The organism is Paenibacillus silviterrae, assembly GCF_030167925.1.
GTDB classification, from domain to species: Bacteria; Bacillota; Bacilli; order Paenibacillales; family NBRC-103111; genus Paenibacillus_G; species Paenibacillus_G silviterrae.
Map to the genome: position 1 here is coordinate 1610911 of NZ_JASKUT010000001.1, position 17132 is coordinate 1628042.

General features: G+C 53.8%; 20 protein-coding genes. 7 read left to right on the forward strand and 13 right to left on the reverse strand.

All coding sequences use genetic code 11. The annotated features are described in order from the left end of the window. Positions 1-19 precede the first annotated feature (19 nt). Positions 20-253 (forward strand): hypothetical protein, encoded by a 234-nt coding sequence (locus QMO62_RS06935; RefSeq protein WP_284639709.1) that lies wholly within the window; start codon positions 20-22, stop codon positions 251-253. A gap of 23 nt (positions 254-276) precedes the next feature. Next, entirely contained in the window at positions 277-447 is a 171-nt protein-coding gene (locus QMO62_RS06940) for a hypothetical protein (RefSeq protein ID WP_284639711.1), read from the forward strand. Between the two features lie 50 nt (positions 448-497). On the opposite strand, the gene QMO62_RS06945 is transcribed toward QMO62_RS06940, so the two are convergent. From QMO62_RS06945 to QMO62_RS06990, 10 genes are all read right to left on the reverse strand, one after another. After that, positions 498-785: an RNA-binding protein gene (locus QMO62_RS06945; RefSeq protein ID WP_284639713.1), complete on the reverse strand. Its 288-nt coding sequence runs from the start codon at positions 783-785 to the stop codon at positions 498-500. Positions 786-848: 63 nt separating this feature from the next. Then, positions 849-1481 carry an NADPH-dependent FMN reductase gene (gene ssuE / locus QMO62_RS06950; RefSeq protein WP_284639715.1) on the reverse strand — a complete coding sequence of 211 codons (633 nt, stop codon included), beginning with the start codon at positions 1479-1481 and terminating at the stop codon, positions 849-851. A gap of 129 nt (positions 1482-1610) precedes the next feature. After that, positions 1611-1829, reverse strand: coding sequence for a YezD family protein (locus tag QMO62_RS06955; RefSeq protein ID WP_284639717.1), 219 nt, complete (start codon positions 1827-1829; stop codon positions 1611-1613). 84 nt (positions 1830-1913) lie between these two features. Further along, positions 1914-2750, reverse strand: a complete 837-nt coding sequence (locus tag QMO62_RS06960) for an alpha/beta hydrolase family protein (protein WP_284639718.1) — start codon at positions 2748-2750, stop codon at positions 1914-1916. A 24-nt stretch (positions 2751-2774) separates the two neighbouring features. Then, on the reverse strand, positions 2775-3836 hold the full coding sequence (locus tag QMO62_RS06965; protein WP_284639719.1) for a sulfate/molybdate ABC transporter ATP-binding protein: 1062 nt from the start codon (positions 3834-3836) through the stop codon (positions 2775-2777). 6 nt (positions 3837-3842) lie between these two features. Continuing rightward, the gene (gene cysW / locus QMO62_RS06970) at positions 3843-4730 is read right to left on the reverse strand and encodes a sulfate ABC transporter permease subunit CysW (RefSeq protein ID WP_284639721.1); all 888 of its coding nucleotides are present in this window, start codon (positions 4728-4730) and stop codon (positions 3843-3845) included. 12 nt (positions 4731-4742) lie between these two features. Further along, positions 4743-5579 carry a sulfate ABC transporter permease subunit CysT gene (gene cysT / locus QMO62_RS06975; RefSeq protein WP_284639723.1) on the reverse strand — a complete coding sequence of 279 codons (837 nt, stop codon included), beginning with the start codon at positions 5577-5579 and terminating at the stop codon, positions 4743-4745. Positions 5580-5644: 65 nt separating this feature from the next. Further along, positions 5645-6739, reverse strand: coding sequence for a sulfate ABC transporter substrate-binding protein (locus tag QMO62_RS06980; protein WP_284639725.1), 1095 nt, complete (start codon positions 6737-6739; stop codon positions 5645-5647). A gap of 295 nt (positions 6740-7034) precedes the next feature. Beyond that, on the reverse strand, positions 7035-7481 hold the full coding sequence (locus QMO62_RS06985) for a Fur family transcriptional regulator (RefSeq protein ID WP_284639726.1): 447 nt from the start codon (positions 7479-7481) through the stop codon (positions 7035-7037). Positions 7482-7508: 27 nt separating this feature from the next. After that, complete coding sequence (locus tag QMO62_RS06990) at positions 7509-8489, reverse strand: CobW family GTP-binding protein (RefSeq protein ID WP_284644879.1); 981 nt, start codon at positions 8487-8489, stop codon at positions 7509-7511. Between the two features lie 157 nt (positions 8490-8646). Between QMO62_RS06990 and QMO62_RS06995 the strand changes: the two genes are divergently transcribed. The 3 genes from QMO62_RS06995 (at position 8647) to QMO62_RS07005 (ending at position 11617) form a co-directional block, all read left to right on the forward strand. Continuing rightward, a complete protein-coding gene (locus QMO62_RS06995) occupies positions 8647-9990 on the forward strand; it encodes an N-acyl-D-glucosamine 2-epimerase (protein ID WP_284644880.1) in 1344 nt (447 codons plus the stop codon). 138 nt (positions 9991-10128) lie between these two features. Continuing rightward, positions 10129-10761: a PAQR family membrane homeostasis protein TrhA gene (trhA, locus tag QMO62_RS07000; RefSeq protein WP_284639728.1), complete on the forward strand. Its 633-nt coding sequence runs from the start codon at positions 10129-10131 to the stop codon at positions 10759-10761. A 106-nt stretch (positions 10762-10867) separates the two neighbouring features. After that, a complete protein-coding gene (locus QMO62_RS07005) occupies positions 10868-11617 on the forward strand; it encodes a GT-D fold domain-containing protein (RefSeq protein WP_284639730.1) in 750 nt (249 codons plus the stop codon). Between the two features lie 110 nt (positions 11618-11727). Here QMO62_RS07005 and QMO62_RS07010 read toward each other — a convergent pair whose 3' ends face one another. The 3 genes from QMO62_RS07010 to QMO62_RS07020 are packed head-to-tail and all read right to left on the reverse strand — an operon-like array spanning position 11728 to position 15445. Beyond that, complete coding sequence (locus QMO62_RS07010) at positions 11728-12150, reverse strand: DUF4395 domain-containing protein (RefSeq protein ID WP_284639732.1); 423 nt, start codon at positions 12148-12150, stop codon at positions 11728-11730. Between the two features lie 22 nt (positions 12151-12172). Continuing rightward, on the reverse strand, positions 12173-14503 hold the full coding sequence (locus QMO62_RS07015) for a DNA topoisomerase 3 (protein ID WP_284639734.1): 2331 nt from the start codon (positions 14501-14503) through the stop codon (positions 12173-12175). A gap of 21 nt (positions 14504-14524) precedes the next feature. Then, the gene (locus tag QMO62_RS07020; RefSeq protein WP_284639736.1) at positions 14525-15445 is read right to left on the reverse strand and encodes a substrate-binding domain-containing protein; all 921 of its coding nucleotides are present in this window, start codon (positions 15443-15445) and stop codon (positions 14525-14527) included. Between the two features lie 196 nt (positions 15446-15641). Here QMO62_RS07020 and modA point away from each other — a divergent pair, with 196 nt between their 5' ends. Next, positions 15642-16430 carry a molybdate ABC transporter substrate-binding protein gene (gene modA, locus QMO62_RS07025; RefSeq protein ID WP_284639737.1) on the forward strand — a complete coding sequence of 263 codons (789 nt, stop codon included), beginning with the start codon at positions 15642-15644 and terminating at the stop codon, positions 16428-16430. Between the two features lie 4 nt (positions 16431-16434). Then, complete coding sequence (modB, locus tag QMO62_RS07030) at positions 16435-17112, forward strand: molybdate ABC transporter permease subunit (RefSeq protein ID WP_284639739.1); 678 nt, start codon at positions 16435-16437, stop codon at positions 17110-17112. Positions 17113-17132: the final 20 nt, after the last annotated feature.

Genomic DNA, 17132 nt, shown 5'->3' on the forward strand with positions numbered 1-17132 from the left:
AGAAAGGCGGCGAACGGAAGTGCAGCAATCAAATGACAAAGTGATAGCGGAAAAAATGGCGGGACAAAGAGTCAGCTGGGAGCTTCCCGACGATGTGCCGTTCGAGGCCGTTCATCAGGCTTCCGCCGGTAATTCGGAAGCTCCGGGACTGGACCGGCAAGCGGGCATTCCGGCAAATTATGAAAGCAGTCATGTAAGCTACCAGGATGAAAACCATTTTGAGGTTAAGCCGGAGCCGGGTCGGCTCGGTTAATTTGGAAAGCGAGGTGAAATCGTATGAGCAACGAGCAGCAATTCCAGGAGTTGAATGAGGCGGACGCAAGTATCCGAAATGATGTTCCGAACGTCAACGTAAATACGGGATCCGGAAGCAAGGAAAAAACCGTAGTTAACGCCAAAGAGAACACACATTTGGATAATTCGCATATTTCCGTAAATCAAGAGTAAGCAAAAGGTTGACCCTGTAGCGACAAATTCCCAGGGTCAGCCTCATTTTCTTATCGGGAGCTTTGTACAAAGTCGTACAGCTGCTTGGTTAAGCCCCCCTTCCCGAATTTCAAATGACGTCCATTCCCCCGTTCCTGCAAATGCGGTGAGGACAGGAAGGCAGCAATGGTTTGTCTTCTTTGCACAATCTCCCGGATGCCGAAGCGGTATAGCCATTCATCCATCGTGTTGTAGATACCCCGGTTCAAGCCATAAACCTCGAAGCAGTGGGTAACGAATTGATAATCCGGCAAATGCCATAGCTCTTCATGTGCCTGCAGCTGTGTCCGTGCGATCAATGGAACCATCTCCTTCTATCGAATAAGTGCGATCCAAGATCTGCTTCTCATAGCAAGAAGCCGCTAGCCTCTTCTCGCGGTCTGGCAAGCGATATCGGCATTTCCACTGTGTCGTTCTCCTGAAAGTGCAAGTGCAGCTCCTTCAGTACCGATGAATCCCTCTCTTGCTTTCACTTCCTGTGTATATTCCTGTACGGCTGTCTTGATCCGCTGTACCAGCTCCTCATCGAGCTCGAACTTATTGTTGTCTATACGCTGCACCTGCGAATCAAGGGCATAGACTCCGTTCCAATGGTGGTATCGGGCACCATGAACGGACAGAACCGGCTTAAGGGCGCGGTCGATTGCTAACAAATGGGCTGCCATGCCGCCTATGGCAACCGGAAGAATCGTTTTCCCTTCCAGGCTCTTGGGCGGAACGAGGTCCAAATACGTTTGGAGCACTCCGGTATAGGAGGCCTTGTAGTTCGGCGTTGCTATGACTAAAGCATCCGCATGCTCCACGATCCGGTTCGCGGCAAGAATGGCCGGGCTGTCGAACTTGGTAAACATTAGGTCCTCCGCAGGCAGCTGTCTCACATGCACCCACTCGATCTCGTGACCATTCGAGGCAATGACCTCCGATACCAGTTCCAATACACCATTGAGACGAGACGTTTCCGATGGGCTCCCCGAAATTATCGCAACCTTTGCCACAGTAATACCTCTCCTCTATTGTGATTTGAAGAAAAAAAGAGACCTCCCTTACACTTGGGATCAGTTCCGATGTTGGCCCTGCTCTCTAGGTAAAGGAAGTCTCCGGTGATCCGGTAGACTGCGATTGTACTATGGATGGGTACGCTGCTGCTTCGTTTCCGTTACATTGCGTACCACTGCGTTCTGGCGAGCCTGATGCTCACTGTCAAACCGCTTGCGCTCCGTGCGCTCGATTTGTACGATTCTGCCGTCATGAACGATAATTTGTACGGTTCCATATTCCAAACCGTTAACACTTTGCAGGATGCGCTTGCTCCATACCTCATCAATATCCAGCGGCTTTGCCATACGTGAACACCCTCCCGGTTGTATATTTCACTAATATCCCATGTGTTTACTTGGTATTTAATGTTTAAAAATAACGACCTTGGATTAAATAATCCAGTCGTTCCATTCCTTCTTGCGCCGCTCCAACGAGAGCAGCCAATCCTTCGTTGTCCGGAAGAGCTCTTCCTTCGCCCTGGCCGTTGAATAAGTATGATTCGCCTGAAAGATGATCTCTTTATCGCAGGTCCCTTGAGATCTCATCCAGAACAGCTTCTGGTATAAGAAGCAATAATCCACCGGGATCGTCTCGTCGCTCGTGCCGTGCACGAGCAGCACGTCGCCGCTGCACTTGCGCGTCTGCTCAAGGGGCTGGTGCTTGGATAACGACTCGAAGAAGTCCGGTGTAAACTGATACCCTAAGTAGTCGGCCGAACCGTGCTGAATCGCCTCGTCATACACTTCGCGGGAGGTAATGTTTACGATATCCGTAAATGGATGAGCCACCGCTGACCAGAGAATCAGCGTTTTCACCCGCTTGTCACGCGCCGCTGTCAGAATCGAGACCGCACCTCCGAGACTATGTCCGAGTAGAATGATCCGCTGCGGGTCGATGCAATCCAGGTCATAGACGTAATCGATGACATACCGGGTTTGATCGATCAGCTGGTCCAAACCACCCGAGCCATAGTCTCCCGTGCTCTCCCCGCAGCCTCCGTAATCGAACCGCAGCACCATGTAGCCGGCGCGGCTGAACTCTCTGGCGGCTTTCACGAACAGCCGGTCCACCCCGACGCGGCTGCCCACGAAGCCATGGGCGATAATAATGACCGGGTACCGCCCGTTATTCGGCGACGCTTGATCTTCCGTCACCCCTGCGGAAGGATAATGAAGAGTTGCCGCCAGATCAGCTCCTCCGCTTCGAATCGTGATGTGATGCTCCATAGACAACTCTTCCTTTCCCTCATGTTAAATATGAACAGGCAGCGGATCAATCTTCAAGCTATTCTCTAGTGTCGTGCTGCTCGTTTCATTAAATAAATACAATCGATGAATGAGAACATGTACCTGCTCGCCGGATTCGATTACCGGCAGCTCCAAGGAGCGATAAGCGAACAGGCGGTCTCCGCCCAATTCTACCTCAATCTGCCAATGATTCCCGCGGAAAAAGGTATTCTTCACAACGCCGGTTTCCGCAGCGGACGGGAAAGAAATTTCGTTCCCCTGCCCGATTTCAATAAACTCCGGCCTAATGATCGCTCTTCCATTCTCCAAATCCCCGGCTTCAAACCCCTTCAAATGCGAAATATTGCTCAGCTGGGTCGACTCGCCGATGAAGCTTGCTACAAATGGCGTGCTAGGCTTCTGATAAATATCGATCGGGGAGCCTTGCTGCTCAAGACGGCCTTGATGAATAATCATGATCTGGTCCGCTACCTCAACGGCTTCCTCCTGATCATGTGTAACGAAGATCGTTGTGATGCCCACACGGTCAATCATGTCCTTGAGCCAAGTTCGGAGCTCCTTGCGCACCTTGGCGTCGATAGCGGCGAACGGTTCATCGAGCAGCAGCAGCTGCGGCTCCGGAGCAATTGCTCGAGCGAATGCGACCCTCTGGCGCTGCCCTCCGGACAGCTGGTGAGGCAGACGCTTCTCCAGCCCCTTGAGGCCGGTCAGCTCGATGAGCTCCGTAACGCGGTCTTTGATTTGCTGTTTGCTGCGCTTCTGTACGGTTAGCCCGAATGCGATATTATCAAACACGCTCATATGCCGAAATAACGCATAGTTCTGAAATACAAAGCCGATGCCTCTCTCCCGGGGGGGCTTGTTGTTCACCTTCTCGCCGTGAAACAGGATATCACCGCCGTCCGGTTCCTCCAGGCCTGCCAGCATACGGAGAATCGTCGTTTTGCCGCCGCCGCTGGGTCCGAGCAGACCGATCAGTTTGCCTTTCTCAATCTCGAAGCTGACATCCTTCGTCGCTTGGAAGCTGCCAAAGCTTTTGGTCAAGTGTTTGGCCACGATATGCATATCTCTTTATTCCCCTTTCCTGCTCAGCTGCGATTGGTGTCTCCACTCGATGAAGCTCTTGACTGCCAGAGTAATGACAGCCAGCAGGACTAATAGAGACGCCATCGCGAACGAACCTGCAAAGTTATACTCGTTGTACAAAATTTGAATGTGCAGCGGCATCGTATTGGTTGAGCCCCGAATATGGCCCGAAACGACGGAAACCGCTCCGAACTCTCCCATGGCTCTGGCATTACACAAGATGACGCCATAGAGCAACCCCCATTTGATGTTAGGCAGCGTAACCTTCCAGAAGATCCGCCAGCCGCTGGCGCCGAGCGTCACAGCCGCCTCCTCCTCTTGGACGCCTTGCGCCTGCATCAAAGGAATTAATTCGCGTGCAACAAACGGGAAAGTGACGAAAACGGTCGCCAGCACAATGCCTGGCAGGGCGAAAATGATTTTGATATCGTGCGCCTGAAGCCAGGGTCCGAACCAGCCCTTAGCCCCAAATAAGAGGACATAAATCAAGCCTGAAATGACCGGAGAAACCGCGAAAGGCAGATCGATTAACGTGATGAGTAAATTTTTGCCCTTGAACTTAAATTTCGTGATGGCCCACGCCGCTGCCAGACCGAAGAGCAGATTGGCCGGCACCGCGATAGCTGCAACCGTTAAAGTGAGCTTTATCGCCGCTGCCGCATCCGAATCGACAAGGGCAGCCAAATATACCTCATACCCTTTGCGGAAGGCTTCGACGAATACGGAAACAAGCGGGAGAATCAGCAGAAACCCGAGAAATAATCCCGCTACGGTGATCAGCAGCCATTTGACAAGCGCCGGCTCCGTGATGTGTTTCGGTCGTTCGGCCAGTGAAGAGCCTTTCTTGACTGTCGTTGCAACATATCCTGCCATGATGGTTCCCCCCTACGTCTGCGTTGCATGGCGATTCGTGCGCCATTGCAAATAATTGATGACAAGCAGCATAAGGAAAGAGATCGTCAGCATGACCAGTGCAATTGCCGTAGCACCTGTGTAATCGTATTGCTCCAGCTTAGTCATAATCATCAACGGTGCGATCTCGGTCTTCATCGGCATGTTGCCGGAAATAAAGACGACCGAACCGTATTCCCCGACGGCTCTGGCGAAGGCAAGAGTGAAGCCGGTTAACAGAGGCGGAAGCAGCTCCGGGAAAATCACCTTGCGGAACGTGTTCCAGCGTCCTGCGCCTAAGCTTACGGCAGCCTCCTCCACTTCCTTCTCCAGCTCTTCAATCACCGGCTGGAGCGTGCGTACTACAAACGGGATCCCGATAAACGTTAACGCCAATGTAATGCCAAGAGGGGTAAAAGCAATTTTAATACCGTGCGGCTCCAGCAGGCTGCCTACCCACCCGTTCTGAGAGTAAATGGTCGTTAAGGCAATCCCCGCTACCGCCGTAGGCAGTGCAAAGGGTAAATCCACGAGTGCGTCTACGATGCGTTTGCCTGGAAAGGTATAGCGGACAAGCACCCATGCCACAATGAAACCGAAGACGGTATTTACGAGTGCGGCTCCTATGGAAGCCCCGAAGCTTATTTTATAGGATGAAATGACACGCGGATCGAGTATGGTGTTCCAAAAGGCGGACCACGTCATGCCCGACGTTTTGATAAAAATGGCGGACAATGGAAAAAGGACTATCAAACTTAAATACATGACAGTAAAACCCATCGATAATCCGAATCCGGGTAGAATACTGCGCTCTTTCCAAGCTTTACCCATTGCTCATTCTCTCCTAGACGTTCGGAGATCCCGGGTCGGCCGGAATCTCCTCACTCAGATGATAGTTAAGGCTTATAAATTTGGTCGAACACACCGCCGTCGCTGAAATGCGTTTTTTGTGTTTTTTGCCATCCCCCAAACGGCTCGTCGTCGATCTTAAACAAATTCAGCTTAGGGAATTGGGTTTCGTATTTTTTCGCTACCGACTCCAGCCGCGGACGGTAGTAGTTTTTCGCCGCAATATTTTGGCCTTCCTCGCTGTACAAGTATTCCAGGTATCCTTGAGCTACCTCACGGGTGCCTTTCTTATCTACAGTCTTATCGACTACAGCTACCGGAGGCTCAGCAAGAACACTGACGGAGGGCACGACGATCTCGAATTTGTCTTTGCCGAATTCATTAATCGACAGGAACGCTTCATTCTCCCAAGCGATCAGTACATCGCCGATCCCGCGCTGCACGAAGGTCGTTGTCGAGTCACGGGCACCGGAATCCAGCACAGGTACGTTCTTAAAGAGCTGCTTCACGAATTCTTTCGCTTTCGCATCATCCTTGTTGTTCTTCTGCCAAGCGTAGCCCCAAGCCGCAACATAGTTCCAGCGGGCGCCGCCTGAAGTTTTCGGGTTAGGAGTAATCACCTGCACCCCCGGCTTCACCAGATCGTCCCAGTCCTTGATTCCCTTCGGGTTGCCTTTCTTGACGAGGAACACAATGGTCGATGTGTAAGGCGAGCTGTTATCCTTCAGCTTCTTCTGCCAATCCTTCTGCAGTACGCCTGCGTCGGCAATGGCGTCAATATCATAAGATAGCGCCAATGTTACTACATCGGCCTCCAGCCCGTCGATGACGGAGCGTCCTTGCTTGCCTGAGCCGCCGTGCGATTGCTTGAAGGTTACGGTTTGATTGTTTTTGCTTTTCCAGTGAGCGGCGAACGCCTTGTTAAATTCCTGGTAAAGTTCACGAGTCGGATCGTACGATACGTTGAGCAGTTCTACGGAAGGCTTTGCCGCTGCGGTCGATTTGTTATCAGTCGATGCCGGTGCCGAACCGTTGTTCGCGGCCGTACCGCCGCATGCAGTCAGTCCCACCAAAGATAATGTTAATGCGCCGAATAAAGTCCATTTCTTGAATGCTTGAAACCCCGCTGCTTGAATACCCATCTTTTTCTCTCCCCTTAGTTAACCTAAATTTGAATAATCGATAAGGTTTGCTTATAAATCGTTGATGACGCTTCGATTATTAATTAACTATTCGCATTGGTCTAGTTGGTTTTAGATCAACAAAGCACTCTCGGTACTCACATTCCGGCGGTCCGGTCACATTCATTTAATTCCGATGCGTTTACTTTGTTTTATGTCAGTATATTAGCATCGTTAGGCAAATGGTGTCAATTGTTTTTTGGAAAAAAAATGCTCGGTATGAAAAAAACCTTCCCTACTGGGAAGGTGCTTGATATTAAGGCGTTGGCGGTGTGCATTCGCTGCAGTAACCGAAAATTTCAAAGCGATGATTTTGAATCTGAAAATCCGAAGGGAGATCCGGGATATGCTTCATCGGACAAAATTCGAACGTAACGGTCTTCTCGCAGCCGAGACAGATCATATGATGATGATGGTGCGACAAACATCTCGCACGGAACTTCAGTCCCTCGTTCAAATAAAATTGCTCCAGCACGCCCATCTCGCTTAGCAGCCGAAGGTTGCGGTAGACCGTATCGAAGCTGACGCCCGGATATTTTACCTTCATGAAGTCATATACATCCTTGGGCGACAAGTACCCGGCCGATTCGGCAAACAGCTTGGCCAAGCTTTTGCGCTGATCCGTGATTCTCCAGCCCTTAGCGGCCATCGCCTGTAACATATCTTGAACCGTTTCTTCTATGTCATGCTCGTGCTTCGCCATAAGTACCCCATCTCTTTCACGATTTTGTTACAGCTTGGACAGCTCGGCAACCAGCTGCTCTTTATTGAAATGCTCGCCGATGAACACCGCAACGCTCGGGAGCTCCTCTTTCGGTGTAATTTTCAAAAAGTCCATCTCGCGATAGGCATATTGGAACATGAACGGGCTTACCGTATCCGTAAAGCGAAGAATGCCCTTGGCCCGATAAATTTCTTGAGGCAATCGTCCGATCAGCTCTTCAAACCGCTCGCTGTCAATCGGATGGTCAAAATAATGGGTATATACCATCACGTGCTCATGGGAATGATGGGCAGCCGTATGAGAGTGATGCCCGTGATGGCTCGGATCGCCGCAGCTGCAGGCTTCTCCCTCGGCATGGCGATGCGTCCTGGACACGGAACCCTCCAGCTGTTGAAATAAGGAAAGGTCAATCTCTGCTTTGACCGTCACCTCAATAGGCGCCACCGGATTCAGCTCACGGAGCTGCTTTTCCACAGACTGCAATGTATCGGGCTCGACAAGATCAGTTTTGTTCAAGATCAAATGGGTCGCACAGCGGATCTGATCCTGCATAAGACGGAAGGTTTTGCCGTTGGATCGTTCGGCCCGCTCTGCGAATTGCGCAGCATCGACTACGGTGATCACCGATTTCAATTCCAGCTGGGTCAGCAGCGAGGCATCCGTAACCCCATCGAGAATCTCGATCGGATTCGCAGCGCCCGTGCATTCTACGAAAACAACGTCCGGTTTGTGCTCATCGATGAGCTCCTTCAGCTCCAGTCCAAGATCGCCGCGAATCGTGCAGCAGATACAGCCGCCCAGCATCTCGGTCATCGGCACCTCGTCCCCGACGAGCATACCGTCCAAATTCACGTCGCCCAGCTCATTCATCAATACCGCAGGCTTCAAGTCTTGCAGCTTATAATAATCCAGCGCCCGGGTAAGCAATGTCGTCTTGCCGCTTCCCAGGAATCCGCTTAAAATATGAACGGGAACTGCCTTGGTCATCGTAACTGCACCGCTTTCTTTAATCAAGGTAAGGATCGTATCCTTCCATTTTATCATGACTGTATAGAACTGTCACATCCCGAACTGCTTCTAATTTCATTGAATTCGACATAGATGCTAGTAATACGGCTTACGAGAAACGGAGGCTTGATGTTTGATGGCATGGAAGGAGGAAACGCGTTGTGAACCGACGATTCAATTCGATCCCGCCTTCTCCTATTACCAAGGCAGATCCGCGCAAAGTGTAGCGGCAGAGCTGGAGCTCGCCGGCTACCGGACGGTACGGTATTTTGTTACGAAAGAGACGACGGTGGACGGTCGCCTGCTGGATGCCTTCCATCGCCGGGGCATGAAGGTGTGGGCTACGGTGCTTGGGAACGGAGCTTACACGACCGAGCATCTGCCCAAGGGCTGGGAGTCATGGCAGATGACGCTTTTGAAGCCGGTGAACGATGGTTTTTACCGTTTCTCTCATTTCAGCAGGTCGTATGTGGAGTGGAAAAAAACAGTGCTCCATCGTATGGTACGAGAGTATGCGTTTGACGGACTCGAAATCGCGGAACCGTATTTCCCGGAGTGGAACGGATTCTCCAGCGGGGTATACGGGGACATCGGCCCTTGGGCCGTTGCGGCCTTCCGCGCCTATTCCGGCTCCGAGCCGCCCGATTTCGTGAACAGACTCTCCCCCAGGTATTACAAGAAGGATCCGGCCTTATACCAGCAATGGATCGCCTTTCGCGTGCGTGCCGTCAATCATTTCCTGGATGAACTGATCAACGCGCCCGGTGGCGTTCGCAGCGGACGCCCGCGTATCCGAATCGCGACTTGGTCTTTGGCGGTTGATGCGGGGCGCGACCCCGTCGCCGCCGTGAAAGAAATGCAGGGGGTCGATGCCGCGGAGATGATCTCCGTTGTCCGGCCGGATATGCACGTGCTTCAAACGCATTGGCCCGATTGGATGCGTTCACGGCTGCCGTCTGATTATGTGAAGCGGTATCGCCCGTTTGTCGAGCAAATTCGCAGGCTTCACAAAGAGATCCCGATCGGCGTGCAGACCGATATCGGTTCCTTGAAGCCGATGAGACGAAGCAATGACTGGCTGCGCCGATTTGCTGAAGCTTCCTGCGAGGAAGGCTATCGCTTCTGGACAGCGTACGAATACCACATCGGACTTTCCATGTATGAGGATCCGCCGCTGCCGCTTCGTGCCTCCCGCAGGAGCCGCTGCCGCGTTACGATCGAATGCAGCAAAAGAATTGCTGTCGATACCAATAAGGTGAAAATTTCCATTATTACGGAGGAGGAGGAAACGACGGAAGGAATGGCCGAGGTGGAGAAAGTGGACGGGAACCGGCTTGAGCTGCTCTGTGAGAGCTTTCCTGCTTCTCGATTTAAGCTGCAAGTACAGGGAGTTCGGGATACGCCCGAGCATTGGCTGCTTAAGGGCTATCCGGCTCATGAGATCCCCGGCTTTGTGACAGTTATCATCCCTTCGGTGTGATATTGATCAATGGTCATTCCCCTAATGTCGGCGTACAATGGAGGAAAATGCTGCATGGCGGGCTCGTATATTCGGGTCGGCAATGGGCAAACCTACCACCAGCTATTACGCTTAATCGACCTAGGGGGATGATGATGAATGGACCGTGCTTGGAAGGAAGAACGCGCAAACGCCATCAGCCATGGGATTGGAGCTGTGCTGAGTGTTGCCGCACTGATAGCGCTGCTTATCAGCTCGCTGCACATCGGTGATCTGTGGAGGATTGTCAGCAGCACCGTCTTCGGGGTTACTTTGATTTTGCTGTATGTCTCCTCTACCCTGCTGCACAGCGCGCGAACCGACAAGTGGATCGATCTGTTTGAAATTATGGATCATGCGGCGATCTATCTGCTTATAGCAGGTACCTATACTCCGTTCTTGTTAGTTACTCTGCACGGCACCCTGGGCTGGAGTTTATTTGCTGTGATTTGGGGACTCGCGCTTATTGGGGTCATCTTTAAGCTATTTTATGTCAAAAGGTTTCCTGTGCTTTCTACCCTGTTTTACATAGCGATGGGCTGGATGATTCTTTTTGCCATACGTCCGCTCTATGAGCAGCTTCCGCAGGGCGGTCTGTTCTGGCTCGTCATGGGAGGGGTGCTCTATACGTTTGGAACCCTTTTCTACTTATGGAGGCGCGTCCCCTACCATCACGCCATCTGGCATACGTTCGTTCTAGCTGGCAGCGTCTGTCATTTCGTCACTATATTTTTCTATGTTATACCAAAATAAGTAAAACGATCGCCCATTTTCATAGAATTGAAGAGTTTAGATGTACCCATGAGCCTGCCCTCTCATAGTATGCATGGAGCATGCTGCTATGAAGGAGTGTTGAATGATGCTGAACGCGAAACAGCGTGTGAAAGTCATCGAGCGCGGTTATGGTCGCAAAACCGTCGGTCCGCGTTATGTGTATCGTTATGTGTCCGCCGCCGTGCGACGCAAGCATCCGGTCTCCGTTATTCGCCTGGGCGATGTGATGGCGAAGCTTCTGGCCCGCCGCAATGTGCGGTCGCTATATTATGTATCGCGATTTCTCGGCGTTAAGCTCCCTCCCTCGAAGAAGCTCCAGCACGACCTTGAGCAGGCCGTCAGAGGCGCGAATATTGTTGGGGTCTCTCATTATAAAGTGAGCATTACTTATTTACGTGCCTTTATGACACGCTCGGGCTGGAAGCCTCCGCGGATTGCCGATTCCTTCCTCAATGATCAGCTGTATGAAAAAGGTTACCTGCACCGCCTGATACGGGAGAATCGCGTAGCGCTGGTAGGCCGGGCGTCTCCTGATGCCGCGAGGCAGCTGCGGCGCCGCGGGCTGAAGGTCGTCCTTACCGTGGGCATGGACGGTTATGGGGAGGTAAACTCCGTCATACGGAAGCTGAAGCGGAACAAGTCCCGAATCGATCTGGTGCTGGTCGGGGCGAGTGTCCCCGGACGCATCCTGTGCACGAAGCTGAAGCAGCAGGCCGGACTGTCCGCTATAGAGATCGGCCACATGATGGACGCCCTGTCCAAGCCCGGCGACTGGGCCAAGCCGGGCAGCCGCAAGCGGTTCAAGCACCGCTGGATGCGGAAGCTGAGGAAATAAGGAAAAGCGGACGAATCGCGTCATTGCGATTCGTCCGCTTTTTTTGATCGCCCTAGGGAGGCCCTGAGCACTGAATATGCAGGAATTCCCGCTTAGTTCGCGGGATAACCTTATCGGCGTCGCAGCCGCTTAAACTGATAATACAGGAAGCACCCTACGCAAAATCCGCAAAGCGCGATGAACGCTGCCAAGGCGACCATCCCGGCGGCAACATAGCCCCAAACGCTGCTTTCGTCGTACCAGAAGCAAACGTTGGCGATGGTGAGCAGTATTACCGCGATCGCCCCGTTAAAGCGCTGAAGCTCTCGTGCTTCTGTCGGCGCGCCGGCAATACGGCTGCGCAGGAAGGGAGCCGCCAATTGAACGATCAAATTGCTGCGGATTCCCTGCCACAAACTGATAAGCTGGATGGCCCAAAGCGCGAGGATCAAGACAGGCTGCTGTAAAACTATCGCAAGGATAATGATGATTACCATACCGGCCTGATTGGCGCGAACATAAGGAACCGGGATTTCCGTCGGCTGTAATTTCATGTAAGTAGCTACCTCCTTCAATTTAAGTTGATACCGGCTCCAACGTCAGCTTCCCGGTGCTGGGATCGCTAAGCACAATACGTGCCTCCACCGCCTGACCGTCTATGTTCGTCAGCCGCATGGAGGCCGTTCGGCCGTGCTCCAGCAGGTAGCGGACAGCCGTCACCGTTAAGGACGCGCCGAAGCTGTCCTTCCAGATGACGAAGCCGCAGCCGCTCTTATACTCGCTGCAGCCGTAGCCCCGCTTGCCGGTGATGATGCGCCCGCGGCAGCCCGGCCTAGGGCACGCGCCGAGAGGCTCCAGCGCCGGCGGCGCAGCCTGCACCGCCGCTGCAGCAGCCGCCTCCGCCGCGCCGCCTGCGGCCTCGCGCTTCGCTGCGGCGCTTGCCCGCTTGCGCTTCGGCGGCGCTTCCGCCGCTGCGCTCTCGCTCGCCGCTGCGGCCGCCCGCTTGCCGCCGGCGCTCCGCTTCGCGCGGCCCTCCGGCGCCGGCGGCGCCTCGAACGCGGTCTTCGCCGCGCGCGACTGCACCCGCACCTTCTCTACGATCAGGGCGGCGAACTTCTTGACGTTCAGCATGAACGTCTCGTCCGAGGCCGCGCCGCGGGCGATCTCGTTCAAGCGGCGCTCCCAGTGCCCGGTCATCTCCGGCGAGGTCAGCAGTTCGACGCCGGCGCCGCGGATCAGCTCCACGGCCGTGCGGCCCTTCTGCGTGATCGCGATCCGCTTGCCCTGCATGACGACGTAGCCGACCTGCTTCAGCCGCTCGATGATCGAAGCCCGCGTCGCCGGAGTGCCGAGCCCGGAATCCTTCATCGCGTCGCGCAGCTCCTCGTCCTCGATCTGCTTGCCCGCGCTCTCCATCGCCTTCAGCAGCGTGCCTTCCGTGTACGGCTTCGGCGGCTGCGTCTCCTTCTCTTTGGCGGTGCTCTCCTTACAGAGCACGCCCTGCGAAGCGTCCAGCGAGAACGGCGTCTGAATCTCCTCCTCCGCCGAGTCGTCCTCATCGTCCTTCTCCGCCTTCGCTTTGCTCTTGGACGACTTCTCCTTCTGCTGGTCGGCATAGATGACCTTCCAGCCCAAAGACAGCAGCTGCTTCACCATGCTCTTGAAGCGCTCGCCTTCAGCCTCCGTCAGCACGGTGTGTACCTTATACTGCGCCGCCGGGTAAAAGTGCGACAAGAACCGCCGCACGATCAAATCATACAGCTTTTGCTCCTCGGGGCTCAGGCCGCCCGCCACTTTATGCGTCGGCAGAATGGCATGGTGATCCTCGACCTTGGCAGGGTTGCAAACCGCCTTATTGCCTTTGTGTACCAGCTTTTTGTCGGCCTGCCGCACAAGCTCCGCATATCCCGTCTTCCCCAGCTGATCCAAAGCGCGGTGCATTTCCGGTATGTTCTGCTCGTTCACATAGTTGGAGTTCGTCCGCGGGTAGCTGATGACCTTGTGCTTCTCATATAACGCTTGGGCCAAATCCAGTGTTTTCTTCGCGGAATACCCGAACTTGGCATTCGCCTCCCGCTGCAGCAGCGTCAAGTCATAAAGCTTGAACGGATACTCCTTCGTATCCTTTACCTCATAGCTCTCGATACGCCCCGGCTTCCCGGAAACCTTCGCCGCTATCGCTTTAGCCTTCTCCGCGTCGTTCAGCCGATCGCCCTGCCACATCCCGCGATAAAGCGTATCCCCTTGGCTGAACCACGCCTCCACCTCGTAATATTTCGCAGAGTCGAAAGCTTCAATCTCCCGCTGCCGGTCATATAGCAAAGCAAGCACAGGTGTCTGCACCCGTCCGACGGACAGAAGCTCATTATGCTTGGTCGTAAAAGCCCTCGACCCGTTCATCCCGATCAGCCAGTCCGCTTCACTGCGAACTCTTGCCGCCCGCGTCAGGTTGTCAAAGTCCGAGCCTTCCCTCAGCTCGGCGAAGCCCTTGCGGATCGTCTCCGGCGTCAGATCGGAAATCCACAGCCGCTTCACCGGCTGGCGAAGCTTCAAGTAACGCTGAATGAGCGCAAAAATATGCTGCCCCTCGCGCCCGGCATCGCAGGCGTTAATCAAAGCCGAGCTCCGGCCCGCCAGCTCCCCGATTACCTTCAGCTGATCCTTGGTCCTCGCATTCGGGATCAGCTTAAACTCCGTGGGCACAATCGGCAAATCGCCGAAGCTCCATTTTTTATACTTGGGGTCATATGCGTCCGGCTCGGCAAGACCGATCAGATGCCCGATCGCCCATGTGATGATATAGGACTCCCCTTCGATGTACGTCCGATGGTTCTTCGCACGGGGCTCGATCGCCGCAGCGATGTTGCGTCCCATGTCCGGCTTTTCGGCAATAACTAACGTTTTCATCCGTTCCTTCTCTCCCGCAAACTACGTTTCATATAGGATCTTCCCGGTGTCGGTCAAATCATAGCCCTGTACGGACCGAAGCTCCCTTTGCCAATCCTCCTGAAGCAGTACGCCGCGGACCAGCTCGATCAGCTCGCGCCCGGTTTCCGTCTTCAGTACAACCAGATCGTATCGCTCCTTGATAAGCGGGACGAAATCAACGCCCACGAGCGCGGCGGCCTTCTCCATTCCTACCCCGACATCGGCGCGGCCTGTAGCGACTTGGCCGGCAACGCCGAGATGGTTCGTCTCTTCCGATTCATAACCGAGCACATCGGAAGCAGGGATGCCATGCAGCCGAAGCTGCTCGTCCAGCAATACGCGGGCACCGGAGCCCTTTTCCCGGTTCACGATCCGAAGCCCTTGACGCCCGAGATCCTTCCAGGAGCGCACGCCTTTGGGGTTTCCCTTGGCTACATACAGCCCGGCATAACGCGAAAGCATATGAATCACCGCGTAAGAATGCCCTACCAGCAGTCTCCGTACATAGGGAAGGTTATACTCCCCGGTATCGCCGTCCAGCAGATGGCAGCTTACAATATCGGCCTGTCCCTGATACAAGGAGATCAAGCTGTCCATGCTGCTCGCATAGGACCGCAGCGGCCTAAACCGCCGGTCTTTCTTCTCGATTTGACGGCATAACAAATCCAGGCTCATGTCCTGTCCGGTAATGACGATCGATCTGGTGCTTTGCTCCTGGTGTACGGCAGCAGGGATTCCCGCGCTCCGCCCTCCCTTGGCCCGTGCCTTATAGGCCTCCAAATCGACGGCATCCACCCGCATTTGGCGTCCTACGCGATAAGCGGGCAGTTCGCCTCGTTTAATCAGATCGTACACCGTCAGCTTGGAGATGCGAAGCAGCTTCGCCAGCTCCTCCGTCGTGTATGACTCCCCTTGGCTCAAGTTCGATACCTTCTTTCTCTCGGGTCAAAGCTTGCTAAGCTATTATAGCATAATCTGTTTTCGCTGGCAGAGTAGCGTTTTTTGGAGTATTGTCCTATTTGATTATATCTAAATATAACTAATTATAATTAGATATATCCTACCATACTCATTCTGTGGTAAAATAACCCTTATTCCATTGCTGGAGGAACCTGCCATGCGTCGCAAAAACATGCTTTTTTCCATTATTCTCAGCTTATCCGCACTGGTCTCCGCCTGTGGACCCTCTGCCTCCGGAACGCCCGTGCAGCTTACCATCTCTGCCGCCGCCAGCTTGACGGACAGTCTGCAGGAAATTCAAAAGCTGTATGAAGCCGAGAACCCATCGGTCAAGCTCACGTTCAATTTCGGCTCCTCCGGGGCTCTACAGAAGCAGATAGAGCAGGGCGCTCCTGCTGACCTGTTTCTTTCCGCCGGCTCGAAGCAGCTGAAGGAGCTGGTCGATCGGCAGCTCATCGAGCCTGCAAAGCAGAAAAATTTGCTCTCGAACGAGCTGGTCGTTATCGTACCGACCGCGAAGACAAGTCCATCGCTAACCGGCTTGCAGGACCTAACGAACCCTTCCGTCACCAAGCTTTCCATCGCTGACCCGGAAACCGTCCCTGCAGGCAGCTATGCCAAGGAATCGTTGTCTTACTATCAGCTCTGGACGGCTGTTCAGTCGAAGCTCGTACCCGCCAAAGACGTACGCCAGGTATTGACTTACGTCGAATCCGGCAATGTGGATGCCGGCATTGTCTACAAAACGGACGCCCTTACCTCTAACAAGGTGAAGACGGCTTTTACCGTCAGCTCCCAAAGTCATAAGCCCATCGAATATCCCGCCGGGATCGTCAAAGCGACGAAGCATCCGAAGGAAGCGGAAAACTTTTATCAATTTTTACAGGAGAAGCGGTCGGAGGACATTTTCGTGAAATACGGCTTTTCGATCCCTGCCCGCCCATAATCTGATGTCACCATTAACCTGGAACGGTTGGTTGTCCCCTGTCTGGCTGTCCGTTAAAATATCCGCCGTCGCTTCTCTTCTCGTCTTCCTTCTAGGCGTCCTGGCCGCATGGGGAATGACCCGGTCCCGTTTACGGGGGAAGTCGCTCCTGGATACGCTCTTCTTGCTCCCCTTGGTGCTTCCACCGACGGTGGTCGGGTTTCTTCTGCTGCTTCTTGTGGGACGGCAGAGCATAATCGGCCGGTTCGCGGAATGGGCGCTGGGTCATACGCTCGTGTTTACCTGGTGGGCCGCCGTTATCGCCGCCGTGGTCATGTCTTTTCCTTTAGTATATCAAACGGCCAAAACCGGCTTTGCCTCCGTGGATCAAGAGCTGGAAGCCTCTGCGCGATCGATCGGCGCGAACGAATGGCAGGTGCTCCGCTACATTACTCTTCCTTTATGCAAAAATGCCCTGGCCTCCGCCTTCCTGATGGGCTTCGCCCGAAGCCTGGGTGAATTCGGAGCAACGTTTATGGTCGCCGGAAGTATCCCCGGCCAGACCCAGACCTTGCCGACCGCCATTTATCAAGCCGTCGAATCCGGGCAGCTTCCCCCTGCCGCCTATTGGACTATCACGATTATGGCGCTCTCTTTTTTCATGCTGAGGGCAGTGGGAAAAACTCAGAAGGATTCTTCGTAAGAAAACGATTGCATGAGCGC